Annotated in this window: 24 protein-coding genes; 11 read left to right on the plus strand and 13 right to left on the minus strand. The window is 64.4% G+C overall.

Annotated elements, in window-relative coordinates; translation table 11 throughout:
• Positions 1-57: 57 nt before the first annotated feature.
• Together JNE37_RS07805 and JNE37_RS07810 are read left to right on the plus strand one after the other, a co-directional pair.
• The gene (locus JNE37_RS07805) at positions 58-1362 is read left to right on the plus strand and encodes an O-antigen ligase family protein (protein ID WP_203065869.1); all 1305 of its coding nucleotides are present in this window, start codon (positions 58-60) and stop codon (positions 1360-1362) included.
• Position 1363: 1 nt separating this feature from the next.
• The gene (locus JNE37_RS07810) at positions 1364-2014 is read left to right on the plus strand and encodes an acetyltransferase (protein ID WP_203065870.1); all 651 of its coding nucleotides are present in this window, start codon (positions 1364-1366) and stop codon (positions 2012-2014) included.
• A 7-nt stretch (positions 2015-2021) separates the two neighbouring features.
• Here the strand turns inward: JNE37_RS07810 and JNE37_RS07815 are convergent, their stop codons facing one another.
• The 3 genes from JNE37_RS07815 to JNE37_RS07825 form a co-directional block, all read right to left on the minus strand.
• A complete protein-coding gene (locus JNE37_RS07815) occupies positions 2022-2825 on the minus strand; it encodes a class I SAM-dependent methyltransferase (RefSeq protein ID WP_200879810.1) in 804 nt (267 codons plus the stop codon).
• A 34-nt stretch (positions 2826-2859) separates the two neighbouring features.
• A complete protein-coding gene (locus tag JNE37_RS07820; RefSeq protein ID WP_035092842.1) occupies positions 2860-3615 on the minus strand; it encodes a class I SAM-dependent methyltransferase in 756 nt (251 codons plus the stop codon).
• 145 nt (positions 3616-3760) lie between these two features.
• Complete coding sequence (locus tag JNE37_RS07825; protein ID WP_203065871.1) at positions 3761-5020, minus strand: D-amino acid dehydrogenase; 1260 nt, start codon at positions 5018-5020, stop codon at positions 3761-3763.
• Between the two features lie 150 nt (positions 5021-5170).
• Here JNE37_RS07825 and JNE37_RS07830 point away from each other — a divergent pair, with 150 nt between their 5' ends.
• Positions 5171-5644 (plus strand): NUDIX hydrolase, encoded by a 474-nt coding sequence (locus tag JNE37_RS07830; protein WP_052015016.1) that lies wholly within the window; start codon positions 5171-5173, stop codon positions 5642-5644.
• Positions 5645-5960: 316 nt separating this feature from the next.
• Here the strand turns inward: JNE37_RS07830 and guaD are convergent, their stop codons facing one another.
• A complete protein-coding gene (guaD, locus tag JNE37_RS07835; RefSeq protein WP_203065872.1) occupies positions 5961-7310 on the minus strand; it encodes a guanine deaminase in 1350 nt (449 codons plus the stop codon).
• A 143-nt stretch (positions 7311-7453) separates the two neighbouring features.
• On the opposite strand from guaD, the gene JNE37_RS07840 reads away from it, so the two are divergent.
• Together JNE37_RS07840 and JNE37_RS07845 are read left to right on the plus strand one after the other, a co-directional pair.
• Entirely contained in the window at positions 7454-9316 is a 1863-nt protein-coding gene (locus JNE37_RS07840) for an adenine deaminase (RefSeq protein WP_203065873.1), read from the plus strand.
• Positions 9317-9318: 2 nt separating this feature from the next.
• Positions 9319-9888: a nucleoside 2-deoxyribosyltransferase gene (locus JNE37_RS07845; protein WP_035092850.1), complete on the plus strand. Its 570-nt coding sequence runs from the start codon at positions 9319-9321 to the stop codon at positions 9886-9888.
• A gap of 578 nt (positions 9889-10466) precedes the next feature.
• On the opposite strand, the gene cfa is transcribed toward JNE37_RS07845, so the two are convergent.
• The gene (gene cfa / locus JNE37_RS07850; protein ID WP_203065874.1) at positions 10467-11585 is read right to left on the minus strand and encodes a cyclopropane fatty acyl phospholipid synthase; all 1119 of its coding nucleotides are present in this window, start codon (positions 11583-11585) and stop codon (positions 10467-10469) included.
• A 317-nt stretch (positions 11586-11902) separates the two neighbouring features.
• On the minus strand, positions 11903-12532 hold the full coding sequence (locus tag JNE37_RS07855; protein WP_203065875.1) for a helix-turn-helix transcriptional regulator: 630 nt from the start codon (positions 12530-12532) through the stop codon (positions 11903-11905).
• Positions 12533-12627: 95 nt separating this feature from the next.
• Here JNE37_RS07855 and JNE37_RS07860 point away from each other — a divergent pair, with 95 nt between their 5' ends.
• Positions 12628-14055, plus strand: coding sequence for an MFS transporter (locus tag JNE37_RS07860; protein ID WP_203065876.1), 1428 nt, complete (start codon positions 12628-12630; stop codon positions 14053-14055).
• A 32-nt stretch (positions 14056-14087) separates the two neighbouring features.
• Here the strand turns inward: JNE37_RS07860 and JNE37_RS07865 are convergent, their stop codons facing one another.
• The 4 genes from JNE37_RS07865 to JNE37_RS07880 form a co-directional block, all read right to left on the minus strand.
• Positions 14088-15311 (minus strand): epoxide hydrolase family protein, encoded by a 1224-nt coding sequence (locus tag JNE37_RS07865; RefSeq protein WP_203065877.1) that lies wholly within the window; start codon positions 15309-15311, stop codon positions 14088-14090.
• Between the two features lie 75 nt (positions 15312-15386).
• Positions 15387-16106, minus strand: a complete 720-nt coding sequence (locus JNE37_RS07870; RefSeq protein WP_035092856.1) for a helix-turn-helix transcriptional regulator — start codon at positions 16104-16106, stop codon at positions 15387-15389.
• A 67-nt stretch (positions 16107-16173) separates the two neighbouring features.
• Positions 16174-17196, minus strand: a complete 1023-nt coding sequence (locus tag JNE37_RS07875) for an aldo/keto reductase (protein ID WP_203065878.1) — start codon at positions 17194-17196, stop codon at positions 16174-16176.
• 12 nt (positions 17197-17208) lie between these two features.
• Positions 17209-17367 carry a DUF1127 domain-containing protein gene (locus JNE37_RS07880; RefSeq protein WP_152571942.1) on the minus strand — a complete coding sequence of 53 codons (159 nt, stop codon included), beginning with the start codon at positions 17365-17367 and terminating at the stop codon, positions 17209-17211.
• A gap of 147 nt (positions 17368-17514) precedes the next feature.
• On the opposite strand from JNE37_RS07880, the gene JNE37_RS07885 reads away from it, so the two are divergent.
• The 4 genes from JNE37_RS07885 (at position 17515) to JNE37_RS07900 (ending at position 21454) form a co-directional block, all read left to right on the plus strand.
• Complete coding sequence (locus JNE37_RS07885) at positions 17515-18384, plus strand: LysR family transcriptional regulator (RefSeq protein WP_203065879.1); 870 nt, start codon at positions 17515-17517, stop codon at positions 18382-18384.
• 214 nt (positions 18385-18598) lie between these two features.
• Positions 18599-19771 carry an MFS transporter gene (locus tag JNE37_RS07890; RefSeq protein ID WP_035092862.1) on the plus strand — a complete coding sequence of 391 codons (1173 nt, stop codon included), beginning with the start codon at positions 18599-18601 and terminating at the stop codon, positions 19769-19771.
• 37 nt (positions 19772-19808) lie between these two features.
• Positions 19809-20990: an MFS transporter gene (locus JNE37_RS07895; RefSeq protein ID WP_035033713.1), complete on the plus strand. Its 1182-nt coding sequence runs from the start codon at positions 19809-19811 to the stop codon at positions 20988-20990.
• Positions 20991-20995: 5 nt separating this feature from the next.
• Positions 20996-21454 (plus strand): MmcB family DNA repair protein, encoded by a 459-nt coding sequence (locus JNE37_RS07900; protein ID WP_035033714.1) that lies wholly within the window; start codon positions 20996-20998, stop codon positions 21452-21454.
• Positions 21455-21472: 18 nt separating this feature from the next.
• Here the strand turns inward: JNE37_RS07900 and JNE37_RS07905 are convergent, their stop codons facing one another.
• The 3 genes from JNE37_RS07905 to JNE37_RS07915 are packed head-to-tail and all read right to left on the minus strand — an operon-like array spanning position 21473 to position 25082.
• Entirely contained in the window at positions 21473-23131 is a 1659-nt protein-coding gene (locus JNE37_RS07905; RefSeq protein ID WP_203065880.1) for an MBL fold metallo-hydrolase RNA specificity domain-containing protein, read from the minus strand.
• Between the two features lie 50 nt (positions 23132-23181).
• Positions 23182-23733: an ActR/PrrA/RegA family redox response regulator transcription factor gene (locus tag JNE37_RS07910; RefSeq protein WP_035033715.1), complete on the minus strand. Its 552-nt coding sequence runs from the start codon at positions 23731-23733 to the stop codon at positions 23182-23184.
• Positions 23734-23780: 47 nt separating this feature from the next.
• A complete protein-coding gene (locus JNE37_RS07915) occupies positions 23781-25082 on the minus strand; it encodes an ActS/PrrB/RegB family redox-sensitive histidine kinase (RefSeq protein WP_052015326.1) in 1302 nt (433 codons plus the stop codon).
• Positions 25083-25222: 140 nt separating this feature from the next.
• On the opposite strand from JNE37_RS07915, the gene JNE37_RS07920 reads away from it, so the two are divergent.
• Complete coding sequence (locus JNE37_RS07920) at positions 25223-25675, plus strand: DUF2852 domain-containing protein (RefSeq protein WP_035033716.1); 453 nt, start codon at positions 25223-25225, stop codon at positions 25673-25675.
• The last annotated feature ends 83 nt before the right edge of the window (positions 25676-25758 follow it).

The raw sequence follows: 25758 nt of genomic DNA on the forward strand, positions 1-25758 counted from the left end.
CGCATAATCGCCCACAACTATGGACACTTCAAACGGCCTCCGGGGAAGATCAATAGCGTGGGACAAGTACAGGGCAATACAGCGAAGCTTGCGGCTTCTATCCTATCATCACCGCTGACGCCTTACGTATTCTCAATCTCAATAGTCAGTCTGATATTCAAACAGATACAGTTCAACACCGTCGTTGGACTGATGGAGCTGTTCGCCGCAGCGGTATGCATCGTATTGATTTTCGCCGTAGTCGCCTGCGAACCTCGGCGGCCTATAAAGCCGCTGGTCGTTGCCAGCAGCTTTTTGTTACTGGTTTTTGTCTCTGCCGCTTTTGCACTGCTAACCGACCCACAACGACTAAGCATACGCGATGGCATCGCATATGCTTTCACTTTCTTTGTAGTATGCACTTTCATGCTGGCCAGCTATGGAAGAGAGACCCGCTACGTTAGAGCACTTGCGTTTGCCATCTCCGGCGTGCTTTTTGTGTTCATCTTTCTGGCGGTCGTGCCTAACCCACTTCAGGCCATGATGTACTATCAGGGTACCAAGCTTCAGGGCCTCTCGAACAATCCCAACCAGATTGGATTTCTGGCGGCGGCTGGGCTATCACTGCTACTTGTCCTCGATTTCAAGGAAAAGTCGTTTAGACCAATACTGGTGCTGGCGTCGGGCTTCTGCGGCTTCGCAGGGACGATAACGGATAGCTCGGCCTTTACGCTTGCAGTAGCAGTCACGTTTATATTGACGCTGGCTTTTTTCGGTCTGAGGTTGCTGCAGCGCACGCCGCAGCGCCTCCCGTTCGTTCTTGTTCTGCCAGTGCTTTTTTTGCTGGCAGCCCATCTACCTCTTCCTGAGGGGACTCGACTGCTGCCGGTTGGAGCAAGTAGTTCCGCCGAACTCCTGGACATGGACGCCGATGGGGGACAGGGCACGGTTAGACTGACGTTATGGCGCAATGCCCTCTCGGCCGTGCTGGCCTCGCCAATTGTCGGCCTGGGGCCCGGGCCGCAGGTGCCGTTGACGGACGCTGCAACGAACACAACAAGTCTGAACGAGGCTCACAATACAGTCATTGATCTTCTGGTCGTGACGGGTGCGCTTGGCCTTGCTTTGTTTGTAGCAACGGTTGGATGGATCTTGCGTGATGCCTACAGGGCGCGGGTTCTTGGTCTTCTTTTCATCAGCGTCGCTCCGGTCGGTCTATTTTCCCTTCTGCATTACGAGGGGCGCCAACCACTTTTTTGGATCATTCTCTATCTGGCGTCGGGCCCGTTCGTTGACATGTTGCGCCGCGCAGACGACTCGGAACGCCCGACGACAAGTCCGGCAGGTCAATCTCAAGCAGCGATAGCTGCCGGGCAGCGGTAAGATGCGCCTGGCGATCTATGGAACGGGAGGAATGGCGCGGGAACTTGCGCCGCTCGCCACCGAACGACTGTCGGCAGTCGGCGATGACATCGTATTTGTCGACGACAACCCCTCCGCGCCTCGAATATGCAATGACCGGCCGGTCATAGATTTTACTGAACTCCAGGAATCACAACACCGCAGCCGAAAAATCGTCGTTGCAATTGGAGATGGGCGAGTAAGACAAAGAATAGAGGAGCGCTGCCTGGCTGCCGGACTGGATTTATCGACCTTGATAGCCAAGAGCGCGAGGGTCTACGATCAGGTGTCGATTGGTGCCGGCTCGGTCCTCTGTGATTTTGCGGTGATCACATCGAACGTGAGGATCGGCAAGAGCTTTCAGTCAAACATCGCGTCACATGTGATGCACGATTGCATTATTGGCGACTACGTGACTTTTGCCCCGCGAGTAAGCTGCAATGGCAATGTGCATATTGGCGACTTTGCTTATCTCGGCGCCGGCGCAACAATCATTAACGGCAAACCAGATGAGCCGCTTACCATCGGAGAGGGTGCAGTCGTCGGCATGGGCGCGGTGGTGATCAGACCAGTGCCGGCTTATGGGGTTGTCGTTGGCAATCCAGCTCGGGTAGTCAGAATACTACCCCACTAGGAAGCGTCTAGGCGTCGCCGATTACAGTCCAGCTGTACCCGTGTCGCTGATGAACCCGAACATTGTTGAAGCCGTTCTCTTCAAGAAGGGCCAATGCCTCAGCTCGTGTATAATACTTGGCGTAGGCGGGATTGAGCTGATCGTATATAACAAGCCGGCGTTTGTCGGCCGCAAGTTTACCGTATATTTCGCTGACGTAATTTCGCATCGGCAGTGGCAACCAGCGGCAGAGCTGCGCGTAGACCATTACGATCAAATCGGCCACATAGCAGAAACCCGATAGCAGCGAATGGGGCATAACGCTCGTGACCTTGCGCAAGGGTTCGACTACAGCGAGATAAAGCTCGTTTCCCTCCTTGCCATAGAGCCATGCAATCATTTTCCCGCCGGGCTTCAAGGCGGCGCGGGCTGCCCGGACTGTTGGCTTCGGGTCGGCGATGTGGTGAAGCACGCCCAGCGAAATTACCAAATCCAGTGGCTCATCCACTCGCAGTTCGTCGCCGGGCGCGTGAAGCAAAGTGACTTGCTCGCTGTTTGCAGCCATATTGGCCGAGAGGACGTAGAAAGCGTCTGACGGCTCTACCGCGACGACGTGTTTCGCACCCGCATCGAGGAGCATTCCTACGATGCGCCCCGAGCCCGAACCTATGTCTGCGACGCGCAGCCCCTCGATGTCGTTTGGCGAAAACAATGGCTCGAGGTAGTCGGCCAGAAGGTCCTGGGAACCGTAGAAGCCGGAATTATCCTGGTAGCGAGTCCATTGTTCGCCAAAATCGGCAATCGTCTTTTTGTCGATCTGCGTCTTCATCATTCACCTAAAATGCCGGTACCGCAGATCGTTTAGCCTACCGCCTGTCAAGGATCATACCAAAGGCAGGCTTCAGGGCGGATGATGGCAAGGCATTCCACATCCGCTCGACGGCAAACAGTGGAGGGGCCAGGTACCTTTTACTTTTCAGCGGGACACGAAGAACCAAGCTGTTGAGAATAACAAAGTATGCGGGCCCACCTATCGCAAAGACCTTGCGCACCTTGAAGGTATCAGAAAACAGCGATGCAAGCTCTGTCGAATGGAGTGCTCCTTCTGTGTCCGCTTCAAAATATTCATCTCGTCGGTACCAGAACTTACGAACAACCTCGCCAACAAAATCGGCATTCGGCTCATAGAGTACGAGCGAACCGCCAGACTTTATCATCCGGCCCAGGTTATCCGCTGCCTGCGGCAGATTGCTGATACAGTGGTGCAGGCCGCCAACTACAAGCCCAAAATCAAACTGCTCCTCGACGTCGAAAGGTACCGTAAGGTCCACCTGGTGGGCACGCGCCCCGTTACCCAACGCTGTGTAGTCCGCACAGGCAGACTCGGAAATATCAAATCCTTCGAGATGGGCGGTGGGAAACATCTTTCGCACCAACTGCGAATTATGACCGCTGCCGCAAGCTATGTCGGCTATGCGCTTTTCCGACAAGTCCTCGTCTCGGACCAAAGGGCCGAGAACGAATTTTTCACGATAGGACAAGGCGGTTTCATCATAGTAGTGAGCCGCATAGTCGTCGTGCATCGCCTCGTAGTGTGCCTTCTGCGGATTTTCTGCATTCATTGCTAGACGGACTCTGTGGCCAAGCGTTCATTGGCTCGAGGCTTAGCCCATGGCAAATGCTATGTCGACGTATTCGTAATACTTGCATCGTTTGGAAGCCCTACCGGCTGGGCAGGATGTTCCTGCCAGCGGCTGTTCGAAATCCCTACCCCGCCCGATACCGCTCGAGCGAAACATCGGCGGGGTCCACGTCGGGTTGTTTGCCGCAGATGAGGTCGGCCAGGAGGCGGGCGGAGCCGCAGCTCATGGTCCAGCCGAGGGTGCCGTGGCCGGTGTTGAGGTAGAGGTTGCTGAAAGAGGTACCGCTGACGACCGGGGGGCCGTCGGGGGTCATGGGGCGCAGGCCGCACCAGAAGGTGGCGCGGGACATGTCGCCGCCGCCGGGGAAGAGGTCGGTCACGGAGTGATCGAGCGTGGCCTTGCGGGCCGGGCGCAGCTTGAGGTCGAAACCGGCGACTTCGGCGGTGCCGCCGACGCGGATGCGGTTGCCGAGGCGGGTGATGGCGATCTTGTAGGTTTCGTCCATGACCGTGGAAACCGGCGCACGGCTCTCGTCGGCGATGGGCACGGTGATCGAATAGCCCTTGACCGGATAGACCGGCAGATCGATGCCGAGCGGGCGGACGGCGTGGGGCGAGTAGCTGCCCAGCGCCACGACATAGGCGTCGGCCTTGCGGGTGCCGGCGGTGGTCTCCACCCCGGTGATCCTACCGCCTTCGGAGCGGATGGCGTTGATGGTCTCGCCGAAATGGAAGACGACGCCTTTGGCCTTGGCCATTTCCGTCAGGCGCTCGGTGAACATCTGGCAATCGCCGGTTTCATCGCCCGGCAGGCGCAGGCCGCCGACGAACTTTTCGCTGACGGCGGCGAGGGCCGGCTCGGCGACGGAGCAGCCGGCGCGATCGAGGGTTTCGTAGGGCACGCCGAACTGGCGCAGCACTTCGATATCCTTGTGGGCGTCATCGAGCTGCTTCTGGGTGCGGAAGACCTGGAGCGTGCCCATGGCGCGATCGTCATAGGTGATGCCGGTCGAGGCGCGCAGCGCCTTTAGGCAATCGCGCGCATATTCGGCGATGGGCACCATGCGGGCCTTGTTGCGGGCATAGCGGGCCGAGGTGCAATTGCGCAGCATCTGGGCCATCCAGATCCACTGGTGCGGATCGAGCCGGGGCCGCACAACGAGGGGACCGTGGCGCATGAGCAGCCACTTAATGGCCTTGACCGGCACGCCGGGGCCCGCCCAGGGCGAAGCATAGCCGGGCGAGATCTCGCCGGCATTGGCAAAGCTGGTCTCGAGAGCCGGGCCGGGCTGGCGCTCGACGACCTCGACCTCATGACCAGCTTCGGCCAGATACCAGGCGCTCGTAACGCCAATGACACCGCCGCCCAGAACCAGGACCTTCATGACCGAGTTAACCCCACAAGTGATTCGCCGGGGAAACTGCCACGGCGCATCGGGGCGGGGAAGCCCGACCAAAGCATTGCAACTATTCGTTAACCAATAGAGGCGGAAGATGTTATGGGGCAGACAGTCAAATCGCCCGAGGTCCCGTAAATGGCCGCGTCAGAACCGATACGCCAACACGCCCAGCAGGTTGCAGCCCTGCCCTGGCGGCGCTGTGCCGGGGGCGAGATCGAAATCCTGCTCATCACCTCCCGCACGTCCCGTCGCTGGCTCATTCCCAAGGGCTGGCCGATAGCGGGCAAGAGCGCGGCCGAAGCGGCGCTGCAGGAGGCGTTCGAGGAAGCAGGCGTGCGCGGGGAAGCCAATGTCGTGCCGTTCGGCAGCTATCGCTACGAAAAGCTGCTCAAGGACGGAACGCTGCTGCCCTGCCAGGTGACGGTCTATGCCATGGACGTGCGCCAGGAGCTGGACGACTGGCCCGAGCTCGAAGAGCGTGAGCGCCGCTGGCTGAGCCTTGCGGAAGCAGCCGGGATGATCCACGAGCCGCATCTGCAGCGGCTGCTGCGCGAGACGACGGGCGAAATGCTGCGGGCGACGGCGCGGCCAGTCGAGGCCGTGCGCTAGGGTTCGTACTCAATAAGTCCCGGCGCCCCCAGAGCGCTTATCTCCCCATCCGACAGATTCCAACGGAAGCGCTGTCCGTCTGCCGCGCCACAACCACTGAACTTTCCCGGCCGCAGAGGGCCCACGTGTTCCTCCACTCGAGTGGAGGGTGGCAATGGGCCCCGGATCAAGTCCGGGGAAGTTCAGTGGTTGTGGCGCGGCCATCGCAACTTCACCTACCGGTGCAATTGAGTACGGACCCTAGGTCTCTCTTCGCTTTCCAGTTTCCGATGGTCCCTCCGGCGGAGCCGGAGGGGCCCTGCGCCCTCGTCCGAGACTATCGTGAGCTGACGCTGCGGCCGTCGACCCAGACTCGGGTAATGTTGGCGCGGTTGGCCGTGTGGACGATCTTCTGGAGAATGTCTTCCTGGCTGCTTTGCGCGAGGAGGCGGATGCCGCCGTCGCGGGGGCGGGTGTCGATGACCATGGCGTCGAAGCGGAAGCCGGGGGCGAACTGGCCGATGGGAAGATCGAGAAGGACGCCGCCGCCGGCCGTGGCCAGGTGGAAGGCCGCGGCGAAATCGATGCGGGAATCGGGGCGGCCGCGGCTGGCCGCGGGAAGCGCCGGATCGACGCCGGTTTCGAGCATGCGGGAAGCGGCGATGGTCATGCGGGCAGCTTCGAAGAGGGAGCCGGACGGGCCGCCCGAAATGTCGGTGCCCAGACCCACATGCATGCCGCGTTCGAGCGCGGCGCGGAGCGGGAAGACCGAGTTGGCGAAATAGGCGTTCGAGAGGGCGCAATGGGCGACGCCGGCGCCGCGCGCGACGACGCGATCCATATCGGCGTCGGTGAGGAAATTGGAATGAGCGAGGACGCTGCGGCGGGTAAGGAGCCCGAAGCGGTCGAGGCTTTCGGCATCGGTGACGCCGTGCCGATCGAGCACGTAGCCATGGGCCCAGTCGCTCTCCGAGCAATGGGTCTGGACGTGGCAGCCGCATTCGGCGACCAGCCGCCCGAGCCCGGCCAGGGCCTCATCGGTGCAGGACGGGATGAAGCGGGGCGTCACCACCGGAAGGACGCGGGCGGAGGCATTGCCGGGATGGGCGCGAACATAATCGATGAAGGCGCGGGTATCGGCGATGGCGGCTTCGGCCGAGGTGTCGCGGTAATAAGGCGGGCAGGATTCGGCATTGTCCATCACCACCTTGCCGACCAGCGCGCGCTGGCCTTTTTCGAGGCAGATATCGGCGAGGTGGCGCGTGGCCTCCTGATGGATGGTGGCGAAATAGAGCGCGGTGGTGGTGCCTGACGCGAGGAGGTCCTCGACGAGGGTGGAATAGCTGCGGCGGGCAAAGTCGAGATCGGCGTAGCGCGCTTCGAGCGGGAACGTATATTGCTGCAACCAGACTTCGAGGGGCACATCGAGCGCCTGGCCGAGCTGCGGATATTGCGGCGCGTGGACGTGACAATCGACGAAGCCGGGGAGGACGTAGCAGCCGTCCGGCAGGGTGAGGTCGACTTCTTCGCGGGCGGTATCGTAGCCGACCTCGCCGGGGCGAATGACGGTTTCGATTTGGCCGTCGGCGGCGATGGCGATCACGGTTTCTTCCAGGACCTCGACGGCATGGCGGTCGGGCGCGTGGAAGAAGGTGGCCAGGATGGTCTTGCCGGCTATGTCGCTCATGGGAGCCTCCGAATCGTGGAGGACGCTAGCAGCCCGGCCGGCGAATGGAAAACGGGGCGGCGGGGCGCTCGGCTTGGCGCTTGCGGGATCGCGTGGTAAATCGGTTTACCGATCCGGATGCCCGCGACGCTGGAGTGCCGCCAATGGCCTTGCCCGACGACCTGATCCTGGACGCCGCCGACGAGGTGGCGATCCGCCAGAACCTGACGCTGGTCGCGCTCGGCAAGGCGCCGGCTGATCTCGCCATCGAGGTCGGCAAGCTGCTCTCGGTGCATTCGCGCCAATGGCTGGAGGATCAGGAGATCATCATCTGCGGGCGGCGCATCGCCTATGTCGGGCCGCGCGGCAGCTATCGCGGGACAGTGGCAGAGCGGGTCAGCTATCCCGACCTCATGGCGGTGCCGGGGTTCGGTGAAGTGCACAAGCATATCGAATCCACCCACCTCACGCCCGAGTTCGAGGCGGCGCTGGTGCTGCCGCGGGGCAATACCTGGACATGCGAGGCGAGCCATGAGTTCGCCAATGTGAATGGCGCGCGCAATACCGAGTTCTGGCAGAAGGCACGCAAGGCCGGCTCGCAGCTGAAGGTCTTCATCCAGCCGGGATCGGCGGTGCCGCCGAGCGCCTGGGAGGAGAGCGGCGGCTATTATGGCTATGAGGAGCAGAAGGCGTTCCTGGGCGGGGACCTGTCGGTGACGAGCCTCGACGAGGTGATGGACTGGCCGGCGGTGTGGAACCCCGACAATCCGGGTTACGTGCGGATGTGGGGGATGATCGGGGCGACATTCGAGATGCGGGGCGTGGTCGAGGGGCATGGCTCCGGACTTACCGACCCCCATGACATCTCGGCCTTCGCGGCGGCGGGACTGTCGTCGGACCATGAGGTCTGGGCGCTGGACGAGGCGTGGGACCGGCTGCAGCGCGGCATCTTCGTCGAGCTGCGGCCGTTTTCCTATGACGTCATAATCCCGGGACTGATCGAGCGAGGCCTCGCGGACTGGTCCAATATCGCCTTCACCACCGACGACCGCTCGGCCTCCGAGACGCTGGAGAAGGGGGCGAGCGACCACAATGTGCGTTTCGCCATCGCGCACGGGCTGGCGCCGGAAATCGCCATCCAGTGCGCCACGATCAACCCGGCGCGGCACATGCGGATCGACCAATGGGTCGGCTCGATCACGCCGGGCCGCTATGCCGACATAGTATTGCTCGACGAGCTGGCGTCGCTCTCGATCGCCCATGTCTATGCCGACGGGAAGCTGGTTTCGGACGGGAGGCGCTTCGTCGGCGCGCTGCCGGAGATCGACTGGCCGGATTGGGCAAGCCGGACGATGAATATCGGGCGGACGCTGTCGGCGGCGGATTTTGCCATCGCAGCGCCCGAGGGGCGGCAGACGGTCAATGCGGCGGTGCTGCGGCCCTTCCACTGGAACGAGGATTTCCTGGTCGAGGAACTGGCCGTCGTCGATGGCGCGGTGCAGCGCGATGCCGGCCGGCTCATCACCAAGTGGGCGCTGGTCGACCGTTATCGCGGAGACGGCGCGGTGGCCAGGATGTTCTGGACCGGATGCGGGCCGGAAGACCCGGAGACGGCCCTCGCCTGCTCGGTGGCCCATGACAGCCACAATGTCTGGGTGATCGGTTCGGACGATGCGGCCATGGCCAAGGCGGTCAACCGGCTGCAGGAGATCGGGGGTGGCTGGGTACTGGTGCATCGCGGCGAGATCGCGGGCGAAGTGCGCTACGAGATCGGCGGGCTGATGACGGCGCGCAGCGCCGAAGCGCTCGACACCGAGATGCAGGCATTTTACCGGGCGGCCGAAAAGGTCAGCTGGATGTATAAGCCTTCCGCGCTCAACCTCTGGAAGCCGGGTTTCCCGGAATTCCTGATCTTTGCCACCCTCACCTGCTCGCCCTGGCGATGGGTGCTGGTGGCGCCTTCGGAGCTGGCGCCCGAAGGTTTCGTGAATGTTCAAACCGGGGAAACCCACAAAGTCGTTTGGTAAGCATGTCGATCAAAGTCTACCTCGCCGGACCCGAAGTGTTCCTGGCCAATGCCCGTGAAATCCTCAACGCCAAGGCGGAACTGGCGCGCAAGGCCGGCTTCCTGCCGATCTCGCCGGGGGACCTCGAGATTCCGCCCGCACCGACCAAGAAGGGGATGGGGCTTTCGATCAGCGCCATCGACGAGCAGATGATGCTGGAGGCCGATGCCATCATCGCCAACCTCACCCCGTTCCGGGGCGTGGCGGCCGATGTGGGGACGGCATACGAGCTCGGCTTCATGTGCGGCCAGGGCAAGCACGCCTTCGCCTATACCAATGTGGCCCATGACCACCACCAGCGGGTGCTGACCTATTACGAGGGCGCGGTGGTGGCCGACAGCCAGGGGCATCGGCGCGGGCCGGATGGATTGTCGGTCGAGGATTTCGAGATGATCGACAACCTGATGCTGCATGGCGGGGTGGAGCGGCGCAACGGCACCGTGGTGGTGCACGACGCAGCCGAGGACGCGATCTATACCGACCTCACGGGTTTCGAGCGCGTGCTGGCCATCGCGGCGGCGAAGCTGCTCTAGGACTTATCCTCGCGTGGCCTTTCCGGGGGCGGAGGCTGGGAAACCGGCCTCGAACCCGGGGAGGATGGCAGGCACCCGAATCGGGAGAGCGTGAAACATTTTGGTGTTTCACGGTTTTGCAGCGATTTTTGGTAAGGTTTTGGGCGCAGTGGTGTCTGTAATGCTTTGATCTTGTTGTTGGTTACTGGTTGTAACTGGCTGCAAATCGTTAAATTTTGAAGGAATTTCGGGCAATCTTTTGCCGGTTTTTCGCGGGTTTTTCGCGGGTTAGAGCAATCTGGCGACATGTGGTTTTGCTGGTGGTTCTCCCGGGTGATGGGTGGGGCCGTCCTGGCTGCATCCATCATTGTGAGCCGGGTTTGGCGGGGGAGGGTAAGTCTCACGGTGGGGCGATGATCCCCCCCTAGCTCTCGAAGGGTGGCGCGATCCGTGGGCCCCGGCTCTTCGGCCGGGGAAGTGCGGTGGGTGGGGTGAGTTTGGGTGAGGATGGCGGCCAGGCCGGGAGGGTGGCCAGGGAGGTTGGGTAGCGACGCTGTTGCTCCGCCACCCGCTGATCGTGGTGCCTCCAGGCGGGCGGGCTAGCGGACGCTGTGGTAGCCGCCGGGGACGCCGTTGGGGGAGAAGACGACCTGCCAGAGCTGGATCTTGCGGGCGCGGAAGAGGGCGGCGCAGAGCAGCAGGTAATAGCGCCACATGCGGTAGAAGCGCTCGCCGTACCTGTCCTTGAGCTCGGGCCAGGCGGCCTCGAAATTGGCGTGCCAGGCCATCAGCGTCTTGTCGTAATAGGCGCCGAAATTGTGCCAGTCCTCCATGACGAAAAGCCCTTCGCTGGCGGCCGCGATCTGCCGGGCGGACGGCAGCATGCCATTGGGGAAGATGTACTTTTCGGTCCAGGGATCGCCATGGGTGGTCGAGACATTGCCGCCGATGGTGTGGAGCAGCAGCAGGCCGCCGGGACGCAGCAGGCTGCGGGCCTTTTCCATGAAGGGGCGGTAGTTCTTGTAGCCCACATGCTCGAACATGCCGATCGAGATGATGCGGTCGAACTGGCCGTCCAGGGACTGGTAATCCATGAGCTTGGTCTCGATGGGCAGGCCATCGCGATTGGCATTGGCATAGGCCGCCTGCTCCTTGGAGACGGTGATGCCGATGCCTTCCACGCCGTAGCGCTCGGCGGCGAACTTGAGGAAACCACCCCAGCCCGAGCCGATATCGAGGATGCGCATGCCGGGCATCAGACCGACCTTGCGGCAGATGAGATCGAGCTTGGCCTCCTGGGCGGCATCGAGCGTATCGGCATGCTCCCAATAGGCGCAGGAATAGATCATGCGCTTGTCGAGCATGCGCGTGTAGAGATCGTTGCCGATATCGTAGTGCTTCTCGCCGACCTCGCTGACGCGGGCGCGCTGCATGTTGAAGAGCTTGCCGCGCACGATGCTCCAGATGAGGCCGGGATCGAGCGGGAGGCTGGCGGGAATGTCGCCGACGAGGCCGCGATAGAGGGTCTCATCGAGATGATCGGCATCCCACCAACCCTCCATATAGGTCTCGCCGACCCCGAGCGTGCCCTGGCTGAGGACGCGGTCATAGAACCGGTCATCATGCACCTGGATGTCCCAGGGATTGGCGCCGTCGAGGGAGACGTTGGAGCGGGATAGCAGATCGGTGACGAAAGCTTTGGACTTCGAGCTGGGCATTGCGGAAATTTCTATCGGGTAAAGCTATGTGAAGGGCGGGCGAAGTCCGGCGGAATGCCGTCGAACCCGGGCCGGCCGGCGGCCGGCAAAAGCTTGGAAAAATAGAAGTTCCGGCAGAAACGCGCCGGGAGGCAAGAAAGCACGCAGGCAGGGTGAGCTATCGAGGTCAGCGCATGCTGATCTTTCCGAGCGCGTCCCAACATGGTGTGAAGCACTGACATGGAAAGCTATTTCTAGGCCCGAGTCGCTGCTTCTTGCAACGCCTGGCCATCGCTTAAAGTTTATTCGCCTTCCGGCGAATTTTCCGGCAGGCGACCTCAGGCCGCCTTTTCGATGATACGATAGGCGCAGCGGCGCGCGCCCGAGACGATGTGATCGATGCGCTCGACGGCGACGCCCGGCCCCAGAGCCGCCTCGAAAACGGCAAGTTCGGAGCGGCAGAAATTCTGGCAGCGCGTGGCGGCGATGCAGATCGGGCAATGGTTCTCGACGAGCAGCAACTGGCCATCCTCGTCGCGGGCTTCGGCCATATAGCCTTCGGCGCTGCGCAGCTCGGCAAGGCGCGCGACCTTTTGAGCAAGCGTAAGGCCGACCATGACCTCGCTATAGCTCTTCAGGGTGCGCGCTTCGCGATGGGAGATCAGGCGATCGAGCCCCTCCTCGCCGAAAATGGCGGTGGCGGCGTTGATGAGTTCGAGAGTAAGAGCGGAGTGCCGGTCCGGAAAACGCGCGTGACCGGCGCCCGTCAGGTGCCAGAAGCGCTTGGGGCGGCCGACGGAAACGCGGCGATCCTCGTATTCGACAAGGCCCTCGGCCTCGAGGCGCTCGAGCGTCTGGCGGATGGCGACGGGCGTGACCTCAAGCTGCTCGGCCATGCCGGCAGCGGTTTGCGGTCCGCCGGATTTGAGCGCATAGAGCAGACGATCGGCGGCACGGTCCTGGTTCAAGCCTTCGGTCCTCGATTCTGAATAAGAAAAGCAATTGCTTTCTTAATTATCTGGATATAACAAGGCAAGGCTAATTTAATTGCATGGGTTCGTAAATGTCTGATTCTTCCGGCAGCAGCAGCTGGTCCGAAATCTTCACGCCGCGCTTTGCCACGGTGACGCTGATCCTGTGCCTCGGCGTGGCGCTTTTTGCCTTCAATGCCTTTCTCGCTTCGGTCGCGCTTCCCACGGCCGTGCAGCAATTGGGCGGCATCGCCCTCATTTCCTGGGCGCTGACGCTCTACCTCGTCTTCGCCATCATGGGCGGCGCCGGTGCGGCGCTCGTCAAGCAGCGACTAGGTTCGCGCAATGCGCTGATCCTGTCGGCCGCGATCTTCCTGGTCGGCACGGTCATCGCCGCCAATGCCTCGAGCATGACCGAAGTGCTGGTCGGCCGCTCGTTCCAGGGGCTCGGGGAAGGCGTGATGGCGGCCATCTGTTTCGCGCTCATTCCCGAACTCTTCCCGGCGCGGCTGGTGCCCAAGATCTTCGGCATGCAGGCAGTGATCTGGGCCGTGGCCGCCTTTGGCGGGCCGGTGGGCGCGGGGCTGCTGACCGAACTCGTCTCCTGGCGCGCGGCCTTCCTCATCAACGTGCCGCTGGTGGCGATCTTCGTCCTGGGCGTCGTGTTCGTGGTGCCGGGCAAGCGCGAAGGCAACACTGCGGAAGTCGGCTTTCCGGGCATCCGCCTGCTGGCCATCGGCGCGGGCATCATGCTGGTGGCGCTGGCCGGCATCACCCCGCCGCTCGAAGCCACGGGCCTGCTCATCGGGGCGGCCGTGCTGCTGGCGGGCGCCGTGCTGCTCGACCGGCGCTCGCGCGTGCGGCTGATGCCGCTGGGCGCCTATTGGCCGACATCGGTGGTGGGCAGCGGGCTCATCATGGCGCTGCTGATGCCCATCGCGCAGGCGGGCGCGGCGGTCTATCTCATCCTGCTGCTGCAGCAGCTCTGGGGCTATGGGCCGACAATGGCCGGCGGCATCGGGGCGGTGATGGCGGTGGCCTGGAGCCTTTCGGCAATCAGCGTGGCCAATGTGCGCCGCCCGACCCGCAAGATCCTGATCCGAACCGGCCCGGCGCTGGTGACGATCGGCCTTGTCGGCCTGCTGGCGGGGCTGCTGATGGAGCAATTGCCGATCATCCTCGTGGCGCAGCTGGCCATCGGCGCGGGCTTCGGCATCTCGAACGGCTATCTCAACCTCTCGATGATGGAAGCGGCCTCTGACGAAGAGCGCGACCGCACCTCGGCGCTGCTGCCGACCACGCAATCGGCGGGCAATGCCATCGGGGCGGCCCTGGCGGGCGTGGCGGCCAATTCGGCGGGCTATGCGAGCGCAACGACGAGCGCGGAAATCCACCAGTCGATCGTGCCGGTCTTCATCCTGGGCGCGGCGATGGCGGCGCTGGCGGTGCTGGCAGCCTTGCGAATGACCGGGCTCATGGCCCGGAACACGACGACATCGGCCTTCGCGGCGGCCGAATGAAAGACGGGGGCCGAAAGGCCCCCGTTTCCGTTTCAGCGCAGGGCGCCGAAGAATTTTCGCATGTCCGCGACGAGCAGGTCGGGGGCATCGGAGGCGGCGAAATGGCCGCCGCGCGGCATTTCCGTCCACTGGGCGATATTAGTAGTCGAGCGAGCGGCAAAGGCACGGACCGAGCGGAAATCGTCGGGGAAGACGGCGACCGCCGTGGGCACCGTATTGGGCAGTTCACGATAGCCGGCGCCGGTGCGGGCGTTCTCAAGATAGAATTCGGCGGCGGAGCTGCCGGTGGCGGTGAACCAATAGATCGAGACCTGGGCGAGGTACCGGTCACGGTCATAGGCCTGTTCGCCCTCGAAGCCGAAGAAGAGCTCGGCATTCCAGGCGAGAAGCCCGACCGGGGAATCGACGAGGCCGTAGCCGAGGGTCGCCGGGCGCTTGGACTGGATATCGGAATAGCCGGCATATTTCTGGAACTTTTCGAGATTGGCGAAGCCGGCCATCTCGAAGGGGGTGAGGCTTTCCATTTCGCCGGGCGCGCCGCTGGGGAAGGCGAAGATCTGCTGGAGGTGGGTGCCGACGAGGCCTTCGGGGGCAAGGATGCCGAGTTCGCGCCCGACCAGCGCCCCGCCATCGCCGCCCTGGGCGCCGTAGCGATCGTAGCCCAGCCGCTTCATGAGCACATCCCACGCCTCAGCGGTACGGGCGGCGTCCCAGCCGGGGCCGGAGAGCGGAACGGACCAGCCGAAGCCGGGAAGCGAGGGGATGACGAGATCGAAGGCCAGCGCCGGATCGAGGCCATGACGGCGCGGATCGCTGAGGGGCCCGATGACATCGAGGAATTCGAGCACCGAGGACGGCCAGCCATGGGTGAGGATCAGCGGGAAGGCGTTGGACTCGGGCGACTTGATGTGGAGGAAATGGATGGTCTGGCCATCGATGACGGTCGTGAATTGCGGATAGGCGTTGAGCGCCGCCTCGTGGGCGCGCCAATCGAAATCCTTGAGCCATTGCTCGGCCAGCTCGCGGATGAAGGCGACGGGCTGGCCGTGGCTCCAGTCGGTGGCGATCTGGGTGGGCCAGCGCGCCATGGTCAGGCGCTCCTTGAGATCGGCGATCTGGGCATCGGAAATGGCGACGGTGAAGGGGGTGATCTGGTCGTTGGGCATCTCGACTTCTCCATGGGTGCGCAGGGCGAAACCGGACGAGAAGATGCCGGCTCCGACCAGGGCCAGAAGGTCGCGGCGGCTATCGAACATCTTTGCTCTCCTTCGGGGCGGCAGCGTCGTGCTGCCGATGGAAGGAGAGTGCGCCAGGGCTGCTGACAGCCTGTGTCAGGACGATGAGGCGGCGAGGCGCTGGCGCTCTTCGGCCTCGGCGCGCCAGACCGCTTCCCATTCCTTGAGGAGGATGACGCGGCGCTTGCCGAAGCGATCCTCGCCCTGCTCCGCTTCCTGAATGCGGTCGACGCGGAAATTGCGGAAGGCCTGGCGCGTAGTGCACCAGGCACCCACGATCTGTTTTTCCTCGTAATAGGCCAAAGTCACCGGCCAGATGGTGCGGCGGCTGACGCGGCCGGCTTCGTCGCCATAGGAGATGACCAGCGCCTTTTCGATGCGCATGGCCTCGCGAATGACGGCGAGAAGCGGCTCCTTGTCCTGGCTCCAGCTCGCCTGCGCGGCCCAGAGGCCGGAGGTCTCGATGCGATCGCGCAGGTCCTCGGGGCTGGCCGTGGCGATCTTGCCCAGGGCCTTGGTGGCGGCGAGTGAGAGGCTTTCGTCGGGCCGGCCCTGCACCCAGCGGGCGCCGAGGACCAGGGCTTCCAGCTCCTCGGGCGAGAACATCAGCGGCGGCAGGAAGAAGCCGGGGCGCAGGACATAGCCGACGCCGGCTTCGCCATCGATGGGGGCGCCCAGACCGATAAGGGTCTGGACGTCGCGGTAGAGGGTGCGCACGGAAACGCCCTGCTCCTCGGCGAGGGCCGCGGCCGTCACCGGCTGGCGGTGGCGGCGCAGCGTATCCATGATCGAGAAAAGGCGTTCGGTCTTGTCCATCGCACCGGCGAATCCGTTGGCGCGCCAGCATAGTCGTCGCCGGCCGGCGCGCCAAATGCGGCACGGCTCAGGCGTCCTCGGCGACGGCGAGGAGATGGGCGATCTCGGCCATGGTGGCGGCGGAAAGCGGACCTTTCTGCAGGGCGCCGAGATTGTCGCGGACCTGGCTCTCGGTCTTGAAGCCGGGAATGGGCACGGCCTGGGGCGAGCGGGCGAGAATCCAGCCCAGGGCGCCCTGCGCCAGCGTGCGGCCGCCGCTGCGCAGGAGTTCGCGCACGGCATCGAGCCGCGTGAGGAATTCGGGCAGGGGCCTGCCCTGCTTGAAGAAGCGCACCCAGTCGTGGCCGGCGCCGCGTACATCGCTTGCGGGCATGGCGGTGGCCGGGCCGAACTTGCCGGTGAGGAAGCCCATGGCGAGCGGGGACCGATTGAGGCTGAGGAGCCCGTTCGCCTCGCAGAGGGCGAGCATGTCCGGGCCATCGCAGAAGAGGCTCAGCTCCTGCTGCACAGCGGCGAAATGGGGGAAGGCGAGCATGCGGCGGGCGGCGACGGCATCATCGGTGCTCCAGCCCCAGGCGCGGATGGCGCCGGTTTCGGCCAGCCGCTCCAGGGCCTCGCCGGCGGCATCGGCCGCCGCGGGCGCAAGGCCGCCGACATGGATCTGGTAGAGATCGATGTAGTCGGTGCCCAGGCGCCGCAGCGAGGCCTGGACGGCCTTGCCGATATAGGCGGGCGAGACGTCGCTGCCGGCCACGTGCCGGGTGGCCTCGTCGTAGAGATAGCCGAACTTGGTGGCGAGGTAGATTTCGGACCGGCGCTGCGCGAGGGCGCGGCCGAGAACGGTTTCGCTGTGGCCGGTGCCGTAGACGTCGGCGGTATCGAAGATGCGGGCGCCCAGATCATAGGCGAGTTCGAGCGCGCGAACGGACTGGGCGTCGTCGACATCGCCCCAGCCATCGGGGCGCCCGTCGAGGAAGAAGGGGCCGCCCATGGCCCAGCCGCCCACGCCGATGCGCGGGACGGAGCGGCCATCGGGCAGGGCGATGTCGGTGCCGGAATGGCGGGTGGCGTTGAGTTCGGTGACGTTCATTTTGCGATCCTCCTAGCGGTCGAACGAATCCTTGAGCCGCGCGCGCAGCGAGGCCCGCTCCATGCCCATGTCGGCCAGCAGGCGATCATCGACATTGCAGAGATTGGCGAGGGCCCGGCGATAGACGAACCAGTCGCGCAGGCGCTGGGTGAGGGGACGGTTAGCCGGCATTTGCGGCCTCCTTTCGAAAATGAAACATCGCCCCGGCGACAGGCCGGTTTTTGGAGAGCGGTGCTTAGCTTGGGTGTCCGTATCCTTGCGCGGATGAGCACGAAGACGCTACATCAAGCTTCGCAAGGCTCTTTTCAGGAATGAAAAATGGATCTCGGGTGGGACGACCTGCGGCTGTTTCTGGATGTGGCGCGGCTGGGAGGCCTGTCGGCGGCCCGCGAGACGACACGGCTGAGCCCGGCGACGCTCGGCCGGCGCGTGGCGGCGCTCGAACGGCAGATCGGGGAGCCGCTCTTCATCCGCTCGCAGACCGGATACCGGCTGACGGAGGCGGGCGAGGAGCTGCTCGAGCGGGCCGAGGACGTGGAGGCGGCGATGCTTTCGCTCAACCGCTGGCGCGAAGGCGCGGTCGGCGACCGGGTGGTGCGGATTTCGGCGGGGCCGTGGACCTCGGCCTTTCTCGCCGCCCATATCGGGGAGATCTGGCAAGCGGAAGATGGCATCCGCATCGAGCTGGTCACCGCCAATGCCAAGGTCGATATCGGCCGGCGCAATGCCGATATCGGCATCCGCAACCAGCGCCCGACCGAGCAATGGCTGGCGGGGCGGCTCACGGGGCGGACGGCCTATGCCATCTATTCGGGGCGGCAGCTCATCAACGGGATTGCGGCGGGGCTGTTCGTGGGCGTGGCCGGGGAAGCGGCGACGACGCAATCGGCGCGCTGGCTCCATGCGCATCACGGCGACCGGATCGGGGTGCGCGGAAACGATGCGCGCACGCTGGTGGACCTCGTGGCGGCAGGCGCGGGGCTATCGGTGATGCCTTGCTTTATCGGAGACAGCGACGAACGGCTGGTGCGGGTGGCGCCGCCGATTGCCGAGCTCTTCGCCGAGCAGTGGATCGTGACGCACCAGGACGAGCGGCATTCCGGGCCAGTACGGCTGGTGGCGGGGCGCCTGACGCAGCTGATGGCGCGCAATGCGGGGCTGATGCGGGGCGAGATGACGCGGGGGTGAGCATGCCAGTACGGGTGCTCCTTCGGGATCCGGATTTCGCGTGGGCCCCGGCTTTCGCCGGGGAAGAGGGTTAGGAGCAATGGAGAGAAGGGGTGCCTGTCGGGCGATCAGCATGTCGGCGAACACCGTGTCGCACCGCGCTGCGAGCTAAGCGGCTTGTGCGTCCAAACCGCTTTGGGTAACGTCACTGACCTTCGTTTGAAAGCTTTCAGAATTGACGCGATTCGGTCTTGAGCTACCCCCGCAATGGCGGGTGTACGGCGCCTTCCTGCTGTATTCGTTCTGCATGGGGAGCCTGTTCCCGCGCCTGCCCGACCTGCAGCACGCCATGGGCGTGGCCGAGGGCGCGCTGGGGCTGGCGCTGATCGGAACGGCGGTCGGCACGCTGATCTCGCTGACCTTTGCCGGGCCGCTGCTCGAGCGGATCGGCTATCGGCGCGCCATCCTGGTGCTCATTCCGCTGCTGTCGCTGCTCTATGCCACGGCCGTGATGGCGCCGGCGCCGGGAGCGCTCTTCGTGATGCTGATCCCGGTGGGGCTCTGCATCGGGGCCATCGAGATCATCGTCAACCTGGAAGCGGACCGTACCGAACACGCCATCGGCCACCGCATCATGAACCGGGCGCACGGCTTCTGGAGCCTGGGCTTTTTCTCGTCGGGGCTGCTGGGCGCCTTCATCGCGCAGATGGGCGTCGACTTCCGGGTGCATCTGTGGGTGATGGTACCGGTGATCATAGTGGGCACGGTGCTGGTGCTCGGACGCTTCAACCCGGCCCCGCATCGCACCGGGACCTCGACCGACCCGGCTCCGCGCTTTGCGCGGCCGACGCTGGCCATCGCGGTGCTGGTGGCGGTGACCATGTCGGCCATGATCCTCGAAGGGGCAGGCGCGGACTGGTCGGCGATCTATATGCGCAAGGAATTCGCGGTGACCCCGTTCCTTTCGGGCCTCGCCGTCGCCATCGGCGCCTTCACGCAGGCCATGACGCGGCTGGTGGCCGACCATTTCGTCGAGCGGTTCAGCCCGACGGCGGTGGCGCGCACGCTGCTTTCGATCCTCGGGGTGGGCGCACTCATGGTGTTCTTCGCGCCCGAGCCCTGGGTGGCCCTGGCCGGTTTCGCGCTCATGGGCGTGGGCACCAGCGCCATCTTCCCGCTGGCCATGTCGGCGGCGGCGCAGCGCACAGACCGCCCCTCGGCGGTCAACGTGGCGGCGCTGGCGCAGATTTCCTTCGTCGCCTTCCTTTTCGGGCCGCCGCTACTCGGCTTCGTGGCCGAGCATTTCGGCATCCGCTGGTCGTTCGGCATCGGCATTCCGCTGGTGGTGCTCAGCCTGCTTACGGCTGGCGCATTGGGCAAAAAACCGATACCGCACGAAGTCGACTGATATCGAACGCGCCAGGATCGGCGCACGGGGATTTCCGATGCGCCTGGCGCAGCACCACCGCCTCTATACCTGCTTTTTCATCTTCTCGATGGCGACGGGAGCGGTGCTGTCGCGCCTGCCCGACGTCCAGCACAACATGGCGGTGACCGAGAGCCAGCTCGGGATGACGCTGATCGGCATGGCCATCGGCTCACTGATCTCGCTGACCTTTGCCAGCCCCATCATCGAGCGGCTGGGCGTGCGCCGGACGGCGCTTATCACGGTGCTGGGGACGGCGGCGCTCTATTGCAGCCTGGCCTTCATCCACTGGGCGCCGCTGGCCTTCCTGGCGCTGGTGGCCGCGGGGCTGCTGGCGGGCGCGCTCGAAATCAACATCAACGTGCAGCTCGACCGGCGCGAGGCGCAGCTCGGGCGTGGCATCATGAGCCGGGCCCATGGCTTCTGGAGCCTGGGCTTTTTCGTCACCTCGCTGGTGAGCGCGGGCGTGCGGCAGGCCGGCGTGCCGATCGAGGTGCATGTGGGCGTGGTGCTGCTGATCGTGCTGGTGGCCGGCGCGGTGATCATCTCGCCGCTGGAAGAAGCGCCGGCACGCGTATCGACGGCGGTGGATGAGGAAGTGCACCGCATCGCCTTCCCGACCTGGGGGCTGCTGCCGCTGTGCATCATCGGCATGGCGGCGTTCCTCGTCGAGGGCGCGGGCGTCGACTGGTCGACCATCTACATGCGCGACGTCTTCGCGGCGGCGCCCTTCGTGGGCGGCATGGGGCTGACGCTCTTCACCTTCTTCATGGCCATGGCGCGCCTTTTCATCGACCCGATCGTCGACCGCTACGGGGCGCGGATGATCGCGACGATCCTGCTGGGCGCGAGCGCGCTGGGGCTTATCGCGGTGGCCTTCGCGCCGACGACGGCTGTGGCGCTGCTCGGCTTCTCCCTACTGGGGCTGGGCTGCAGCGCGGTCTATCCGCTGGCGGTGTCGGCGGCGGCGCAGCGCACGGACCGGCCGGCATCGGTCAATGTGGCGGCAATGGGCCAGGTGACTTTCGTCATCTTCTTCCTCGCCCCGCCGCTGCTGGGGTTCGTGGCGCAATATATGGGCATCCGCGATTCCTACCTCATCTGCCTGCCGCTGGTCTTTGCGGCGCTGGCTCTGGTACGATCGCTGCCTGGCCGGCGCGACGTGCCCGGCGGCACGCCGGCGGTGCCGATGCAAGGCTAGCGACCATGGACCTGCCGCAAATCGTCGACCTGCGCCAATCGCCCACGGCGCTGCGCGTGCAGCGCGGCGTGATGCGGCTCTTGCGCGGCCAGCACGATTTCTGCTGCTTTGCCGAGGTGCCGCTGGCCAATGGCCGGCGCGCGGACGTGCTGGCGGTGGGGCCCAAGGGCGAGATCTGGATCGTCGAGATCAAATCGAGCCTCATCGACTTCCAGGTCGACGCCAAGTGGCACCATTACAAGGACTTCTGCGACCGCTTCTATTTCGCCAAGCCGCCTGAACTGGACCCCGACATCTTTCCTGAGAGCGAGGGGCTGATCGTGGCGGACGCGCATGACGCGGCCATCCTGCGGCAGGCCGTCGAGGACCCGCTGCCGGGCGCCAGACGCAAGGCGCTGACGCTCAAGCTGGCGCGGCTCGGCGCGGATCGCATCCATACGCTGATGGATCCCAACGAGATGTAGGGCGGCAGGCCCCCGACGCTATTCGCCGCTGGGTTCGGCGTGGACGGTTTCGGTGACGGCAGGCATGACCGGGGTGGTGACCGGGGCGTTCAGCGCATTGAGCTGGCGCTGCAGGGAGGTCATGACGGCGAGGCGCCGCGTATCGCTGTCGGCGCCCTTGATGACATCGCCAAGCTGGATGAGGAACTGGGCATAGGCCATGTGCCAATCGACAGCGAGCTGGGCGGGATCGATGCGCTGGACTTCGGGGCGCGAGACCGAGGCAACGCCCGAGGCGCGCAGCTCGAAAGCGTCGTCGAGCATGGGCATGACCACCTGGTCGCCACCGATGCCGGAGGTGACGAGCGCGGCGCGAAGGGCCGCGCGCTCCTCGTCCTCGCCATGGGTGAGGAAGATGGCGCCATGGGCGGGCAGGCGCTCGCGAATCCAGGCCATGAGTTCGGAATGATCGGCATGGGCCGAGTAATTGCCGAGGCTACGGACGCGGGCGCGGACAGGGACTTCCTCGCCGTGGATGCGCACTTCGCGGGCGCCTGACTGGATGATCTGGCCGAGCGTGCCGGGGGCCTGGTAGCCGACGAAAAGCACGGTGGCATTGGCGCGCGGCAGGTTGTTGCGCAGGTGGTGCTTGATGCGGCCGGCATCGGCCATGCCGGAGGCCGAGAGGATAATGGCGCCGCCACGGATGGAGTTGATGGCCTTGCTCTCCTCCACCGATTCCACGATGCGGAAACGCGGATCGTTGAAGAGTTCGTCGGCGGTGAGATCCGTCTCGGCAAACATGGAGGCGTATTTCTTGTAGACGGCGGTGACCTTGCTGGCGAGCGGGCTATCGAGGAAGACGAGGCTCGGATTGATCGAGCCTTCCTTGATGAGCAGGCCGATGTCGTGCAGCAGCTCCTGGCTGCGCTCGACGGCGAAGGCCGGGATGACGAGATTGCCGCCGCGGCCCAGGGCTTCGTTGATCTCGTTCTTGAGGGCCTCGCGGCGCTGGGCAAGGGTGTAGTCATCGCGCTCGCGCCCGCCATAGGTGCTTTCGCACAGGATATAGTCGAAGCCGGCGGGGGCTTCGGGGTCCTTGTAGAAGACCTTTTCGTCCGGGCCGATATCGCCCGAGAACAGGAGTGTGACGGTCGAGCCGTCATTGTCGGCGACCTCGACCTCGATGGAGGCTGAGCCGAGGATATGGCCGGCATTCCAGTAGCGGGCGCGCACGCCCGGGCCGGGGGTGATCCAGGTCTGGTAGTCGACCATCTCGCGATGCTTGAGCGTCTCCTGGGCGTCCTCGATGGTGTAGAGGGGCTGGAGCAGCGGCTCGTTCTTGCGGGCGAGCTTGCGGTTTTCCTGCTCGGTCTCGCTTTCCTGGATGCCGGCGGCGTCGAGGAGGAGATATTCGAGAAGGCCGCTGGTGGGCGGGGTCATCCACATCGGGCCGGCAAAGCCGTTGTGGTAGAGCTTAGGTAGCAGGCCGCAATGATCGATATGGGCGTGCGTCAGGAGCACGAAATCGATGCGGTGGGGATCGAAGGGCGTCGGCTTGTAGTTGAGGTCGCGGACGGTGCGGTTGCCCTGGAACATGCCGCAATCGACGAGGAACTGGCCGTGGGGATGGACCACACGGTAGCAGGAGCCGGTTACGGTGCCGGCCGCCCCGTGGAACTCAAGCGTGACGGTCATGTCTTCTCCTTGGGGTTCCGGAACGGCGGATTTCGGGGACCTCGCGCCCGTCAGCGCGGGGCGCGCTTGGCCAGGATGCGCTGGAGGGTGCGCCGGTGCATGTTGAGGCGCCGGGCGGTCTCCGAGACGTTGCGGTCGCACAGCTCGTAGACGCGCTGGATATGCTCCCAGCGGACGCGATCGGCCGACATCGGGTTTTCGGGCGGCTCGGGGTGCTTTTCGCCGGTGGCGAGGAGCGCGTTGATGACGTCATCGGCATCGGCCGGCTTGGCCAGGTAGTCGACGGCGCCCAGCTTCACGGCGGTAACGGCAGTGGCGATGTTGCCATAGCCGGTCAGCACCACGGCGCGCGCATCGGGGCGCTTTTCGTGCAGGACCGAGAGCACCTGGAGGCCGTTGCCGTCCTCGAGGCGGAGGTCCACCACGGCGAAGGCGGGCGGGATCGCGTTGACGGCGGCGATGCCGTCGGCAACCGTATCGGCTATGCGGACATCGAAGCCGCGTTTGACCATGGCGCGCTCAAGGCGCGTGAGAAAAACCTTGTCGTCGTCAACGAGCAACAGGGTGCGGTCCGATTGCAGCAAGTCGTCAAAATCACTCATGGGCTTTCACATAAGACCTTGCGCGCAAAACGTCAAAATTTCAGCGACTAGACGGACTGTTCGATCACCTTTCGCGGCCAGACGACCTGGACCTGGGCGAAGCGATCAAGATGAACGTTCTGGAAGCGTATCTGTGCCCCGGTGCGTTCGAGAAGGGTCTTGGCGATGAAGATGCCGAGGCCGAGGCCGCCCGAATCCGAGCCTTCGACACGGGCGCGGGTGGTGAGATAGGGCTCGCCCAGCCGCGCCATGAGCTCGGGCGGGAAGCCGGGGCCATCGTCGGTGATGGTGACGGTGACGGTCATGGCGTCCCAGGCGGAGCGGACGGTGACGGTCTGGTGGGCGAACTCGGTGGCGTTCTCGATGAGGTTGCCCAGGCCATAGAGGAGGCCGGCATTGCGCTTGACGGTGGGCGCGGTCTCCGGATCGCCCTGAGTTTCGAGCCGGATGGTCTTGCGCTTCTGGTGGGGCTTGGCGACCTCGGCGAGGATATCGGCGAGCGGGGCGGCGGCGAAGGGATCGCCGCGCTCGGCGCCCAGATCACGCAGCTTGGCGAGGATCGCGCCGCACCGCTGGGACTGCTCGATGAGGAGGTCGACGTCTTCGGCCAGGGGGCCGGAGGGGACTTCGGCGCGCATTTCCTTGGCGACGAGGGCGATGGTGGAGAGCGGGGTACCCAGCTCATGGGCGGCGGCGGCGGCGAGGCCATCGAGCGCGTTGAGCTGTTCGTGGCGGGAAAGGGCCAGCTCGGTGGCATTGAGAGCATCGGCGAGCTGGCGGGCTTCGTGGGCGACACGGTTGATATAGGTGGCGATAAAGACCATGCCGCAGAGCAAAGCCACCCAGATGCCCACCACATAGAGCCGATCGAAGACGAGGCGCGTGCCCGGCTTCCAGGGAAGCGGCATGTGCCAGACCGAAAGGATGGAGGCGATGACGGCGACGAGGATGACGAGATAGACCGTGGCGCGCTGGGGGAGCGTGGTGGCCGAGACCGAGATGGGCGCGAGGAGGAGGAGCGAGAAGGGATTCTGCAACCCGCCGGTGAGGGCAAGGAGCGCGCCGAGCTGGAGGCAATCATAGGCGAGCTGGAAGGCCGCCACTTCGGGGCGCAGGCGATCGCCAGCGCCGTAGCGGAAGATGAAGAAGAGATTCATCACCACCGAAAGCCCGATCAGCGCCAGGCAAGGGGCGAGCGGGGTGGGGTAGCCGAGCACGAATTCGACGAAGAGCACGGCCACGATCTGGCCCCCGACGGCCAGCCAGCGCAGCCAGACCAGGGTTTCCAGCCTGATCGGGCGGAAATTGGGGGTCGGCTGGACGGTGGAAGGCGGGGCGGCAACGGTCATTTTTCGGGTCTCCTCACCCTTTTATCCCTCCGCGATAGGAAGGGTCGGGCCCCATTTCAAGGGCAAAAAACCCCATGCATCCTGTTGATCGCAGACTGGACGGGCCCAAATCAGCCTTGTTCGTGACTGGGAGTACTGCAATGCACACAGCAATTATCAAACCGCAATGGTCTCCCCTGACCATTGCACTCATGGTCCTCGGATTCATCGTGTTCTGGCCTCTCGGACTGGCCATGCTGGCCTATATCCTGTGGGGCGAGAGGTTCGGCGGTTCGGCCGAACGCGCCGATGCCTGGGTCAGCAAGCAGAAGGCATGGGCCAGCCGTAACTGGAATTGCGGCCCGCGCGGTTTTGCCCGCAATTCCTTCGGCAGCGGCAACGCGGCGTTCGACGAGTATCGCGAGGAACAGCTCAAGCGCCTCGACGAGGAACGCCGCCGGCTCGATGAAGAGATCACCGAATTCCACGACTATATGCGGAACCTGCGCATGGCCAAGGACCGCGAGGAATTCGACCGCTTCATGCGCAACCGGAACGGGAACCGCCCCAATTACGGTCAGCCCGGCAACGGCGATGGACCGCACGAGGTTTAAGTCTCCTCCTGACGCAACTTTGACCGAAGTTGCTACCTGACGCCCCGAAAGGGGCGTCTTTTGTTTCTGGAACAAGGAAGGCC

The organism is Paradevosia shaoguanensis (assembly GCF_016801025.1).
In the GTDB taxonomy this organism is placed as follows: Bacteria; Pseudomonadota; Alphaproteobacteria; order Rhizobiales; family Devosiaceae; genus Paradevosia; species Paradevosia shaoguanensis.

Bases quoted from the DNA above. Each gene is read 5' to 3' on its own strand.
- JNE37_RS07895 (WP_035033713.1), top strand. From the start codon at position 19,809: ATGCGCCTGGCGCAGCACCACCGCCTCTATACCTGCTTTTTCATCTTC.
- JNE37_RS07815 (WP_200879810.1), bottom strand. From the start codon at position 2,825: ATGATGAAGACGCAGATCGACAAAAAGACGATTGCCGATTTTGGCGAA.
- JNE37_RS07885 (WP_203065879.1), top strand. From the start codon at position 17,515: ATGGATCTCGGGTGGGACGACCTGCGGCTGTTTCTGGATGTGGCGCGG.
- JNE37_RS07830 (WP_052015016.1), top strand. From the start codon at position 5,171: ATGGCCGCGTCAGAACCGATACGCCAACACGCCCAGCAGGTTGCAGCC.
- JNE37_RS07915 (WP_052015326.1), bottom strand. From the start codon at position 25,082: ATGACCGTTGCCGCCCCGCCTTCCACCGTCCAGCCGACCCCCAATTTC.
- JNE37_RS07865 (WP_203065877.1), bottom strand. From the start codon at position 15,311: ATGTTCGATAGCCGCCGCGACCTTCTGGCCCTGGTCGGAGCCGGCATC.
- JNE37_RS07910 (WP_035033715.1), bottom strand. From the start codon at position 23,733: ATGAGTGATTTTGACGACTTGCTGCAATCGGACCGCACCCTGTTGCTC.
- JNE37_RS07875 (WP_203065878.1), bottom strand. From the start codon at position 17,196: ATGAACGTCACCGAACTCAACGCCACCCGCCATTCCGGCACCGACATC.
- cfa (WP_203065874.1), bottom strand. From the start codon at position 11,585: ATGCCCAGCTCGAAGTCCAAAGCTTTCGTCACCGATCTGCTATCCCGC.
- JNE37_RS07900 (WP_035033714.1), top strand. From the start codon at position 20,996: ATGGACCTGCCGCAAATCGTCGACCTGCGCCAATCGCCCACGGCGCTG.
- JNE37_RS07820 (WP_035092842.1), bottom strand. From the start codon at position 3,615: ATGAATGCAGAAAATCCGCAGAAGGCACACTACGAGGCGATGCACGAC.
- JNE37_RS07840 (WP_203065873.1), top strand. From the start codon at position 7,454: ATGGCCTTGCCCGACGACCTGATCCTGGACGCCGCCGACGAGGTGGCG.
- JNE37_RS07880 (WP_152571942.1), bottom strand. From the start codon at position 17,367: ATGCCGGCTAACCGTCCCCTCACCCAGCGCCTGCGCGACTGGTTCGTC.
- JNE37_RS07845 (WP_035092850.1), top strand. From the start codon at position 9,319: ATGTCGATCAAAGTCTACCTCGCCGGACCCGAAGTGTTCCTGGCCAAT.
- JNE37_RS07920 (WP_035033716.1), top strand. From the start codon at position 25,223: ATGCACACAGCAATTATCAAACCGCAATGGTCTCCCCTGACCATTGCA.
- JNE37_RS07870 (WP_035092856.1), bottom strand. From the start codon at position 16,106: ATGGACAAGACCGAACGCCTTTTCTCGATCATGGATACGCTGCGCCGC.
- JNE37_RS07860 (WP_203065876.1), top strand. From the start codon at position 12,628: ATGTCTGATTCTTCCGGCAGCAGCAGCTGGTCCGAAATCTTCACGCCG.
- JNE37_RS07825 (WP_203065871.1), bottom strand. From the start codon at position 5,020: ATGAAGGTCCTGGTTCTGGGCGGCGGTGTCATTGGCGTTACGAGCGCC.
- JNE37_RS07810 (WP_203065870.1), top strand. From the start codon at position 1,364: ATGCGCCTGGCGATCTATGGAACGGGAGGAATGGCGCGGGAACTTGCG.
- guaD (WP_203065872.1), bottom strand. From the start codon at position 7,310: ATGAGCGACATAGCCGGCAAGACCATCCTGGCCACCTTCTTCCACGCG.
- JNE37_RS07905 (WP_203065880.1), bottom strand. From the start codon at position 23,131: ATGACCGTCACGCTTGAGTTCCACGGGGCGGCCGGCACCGTAACCGGC.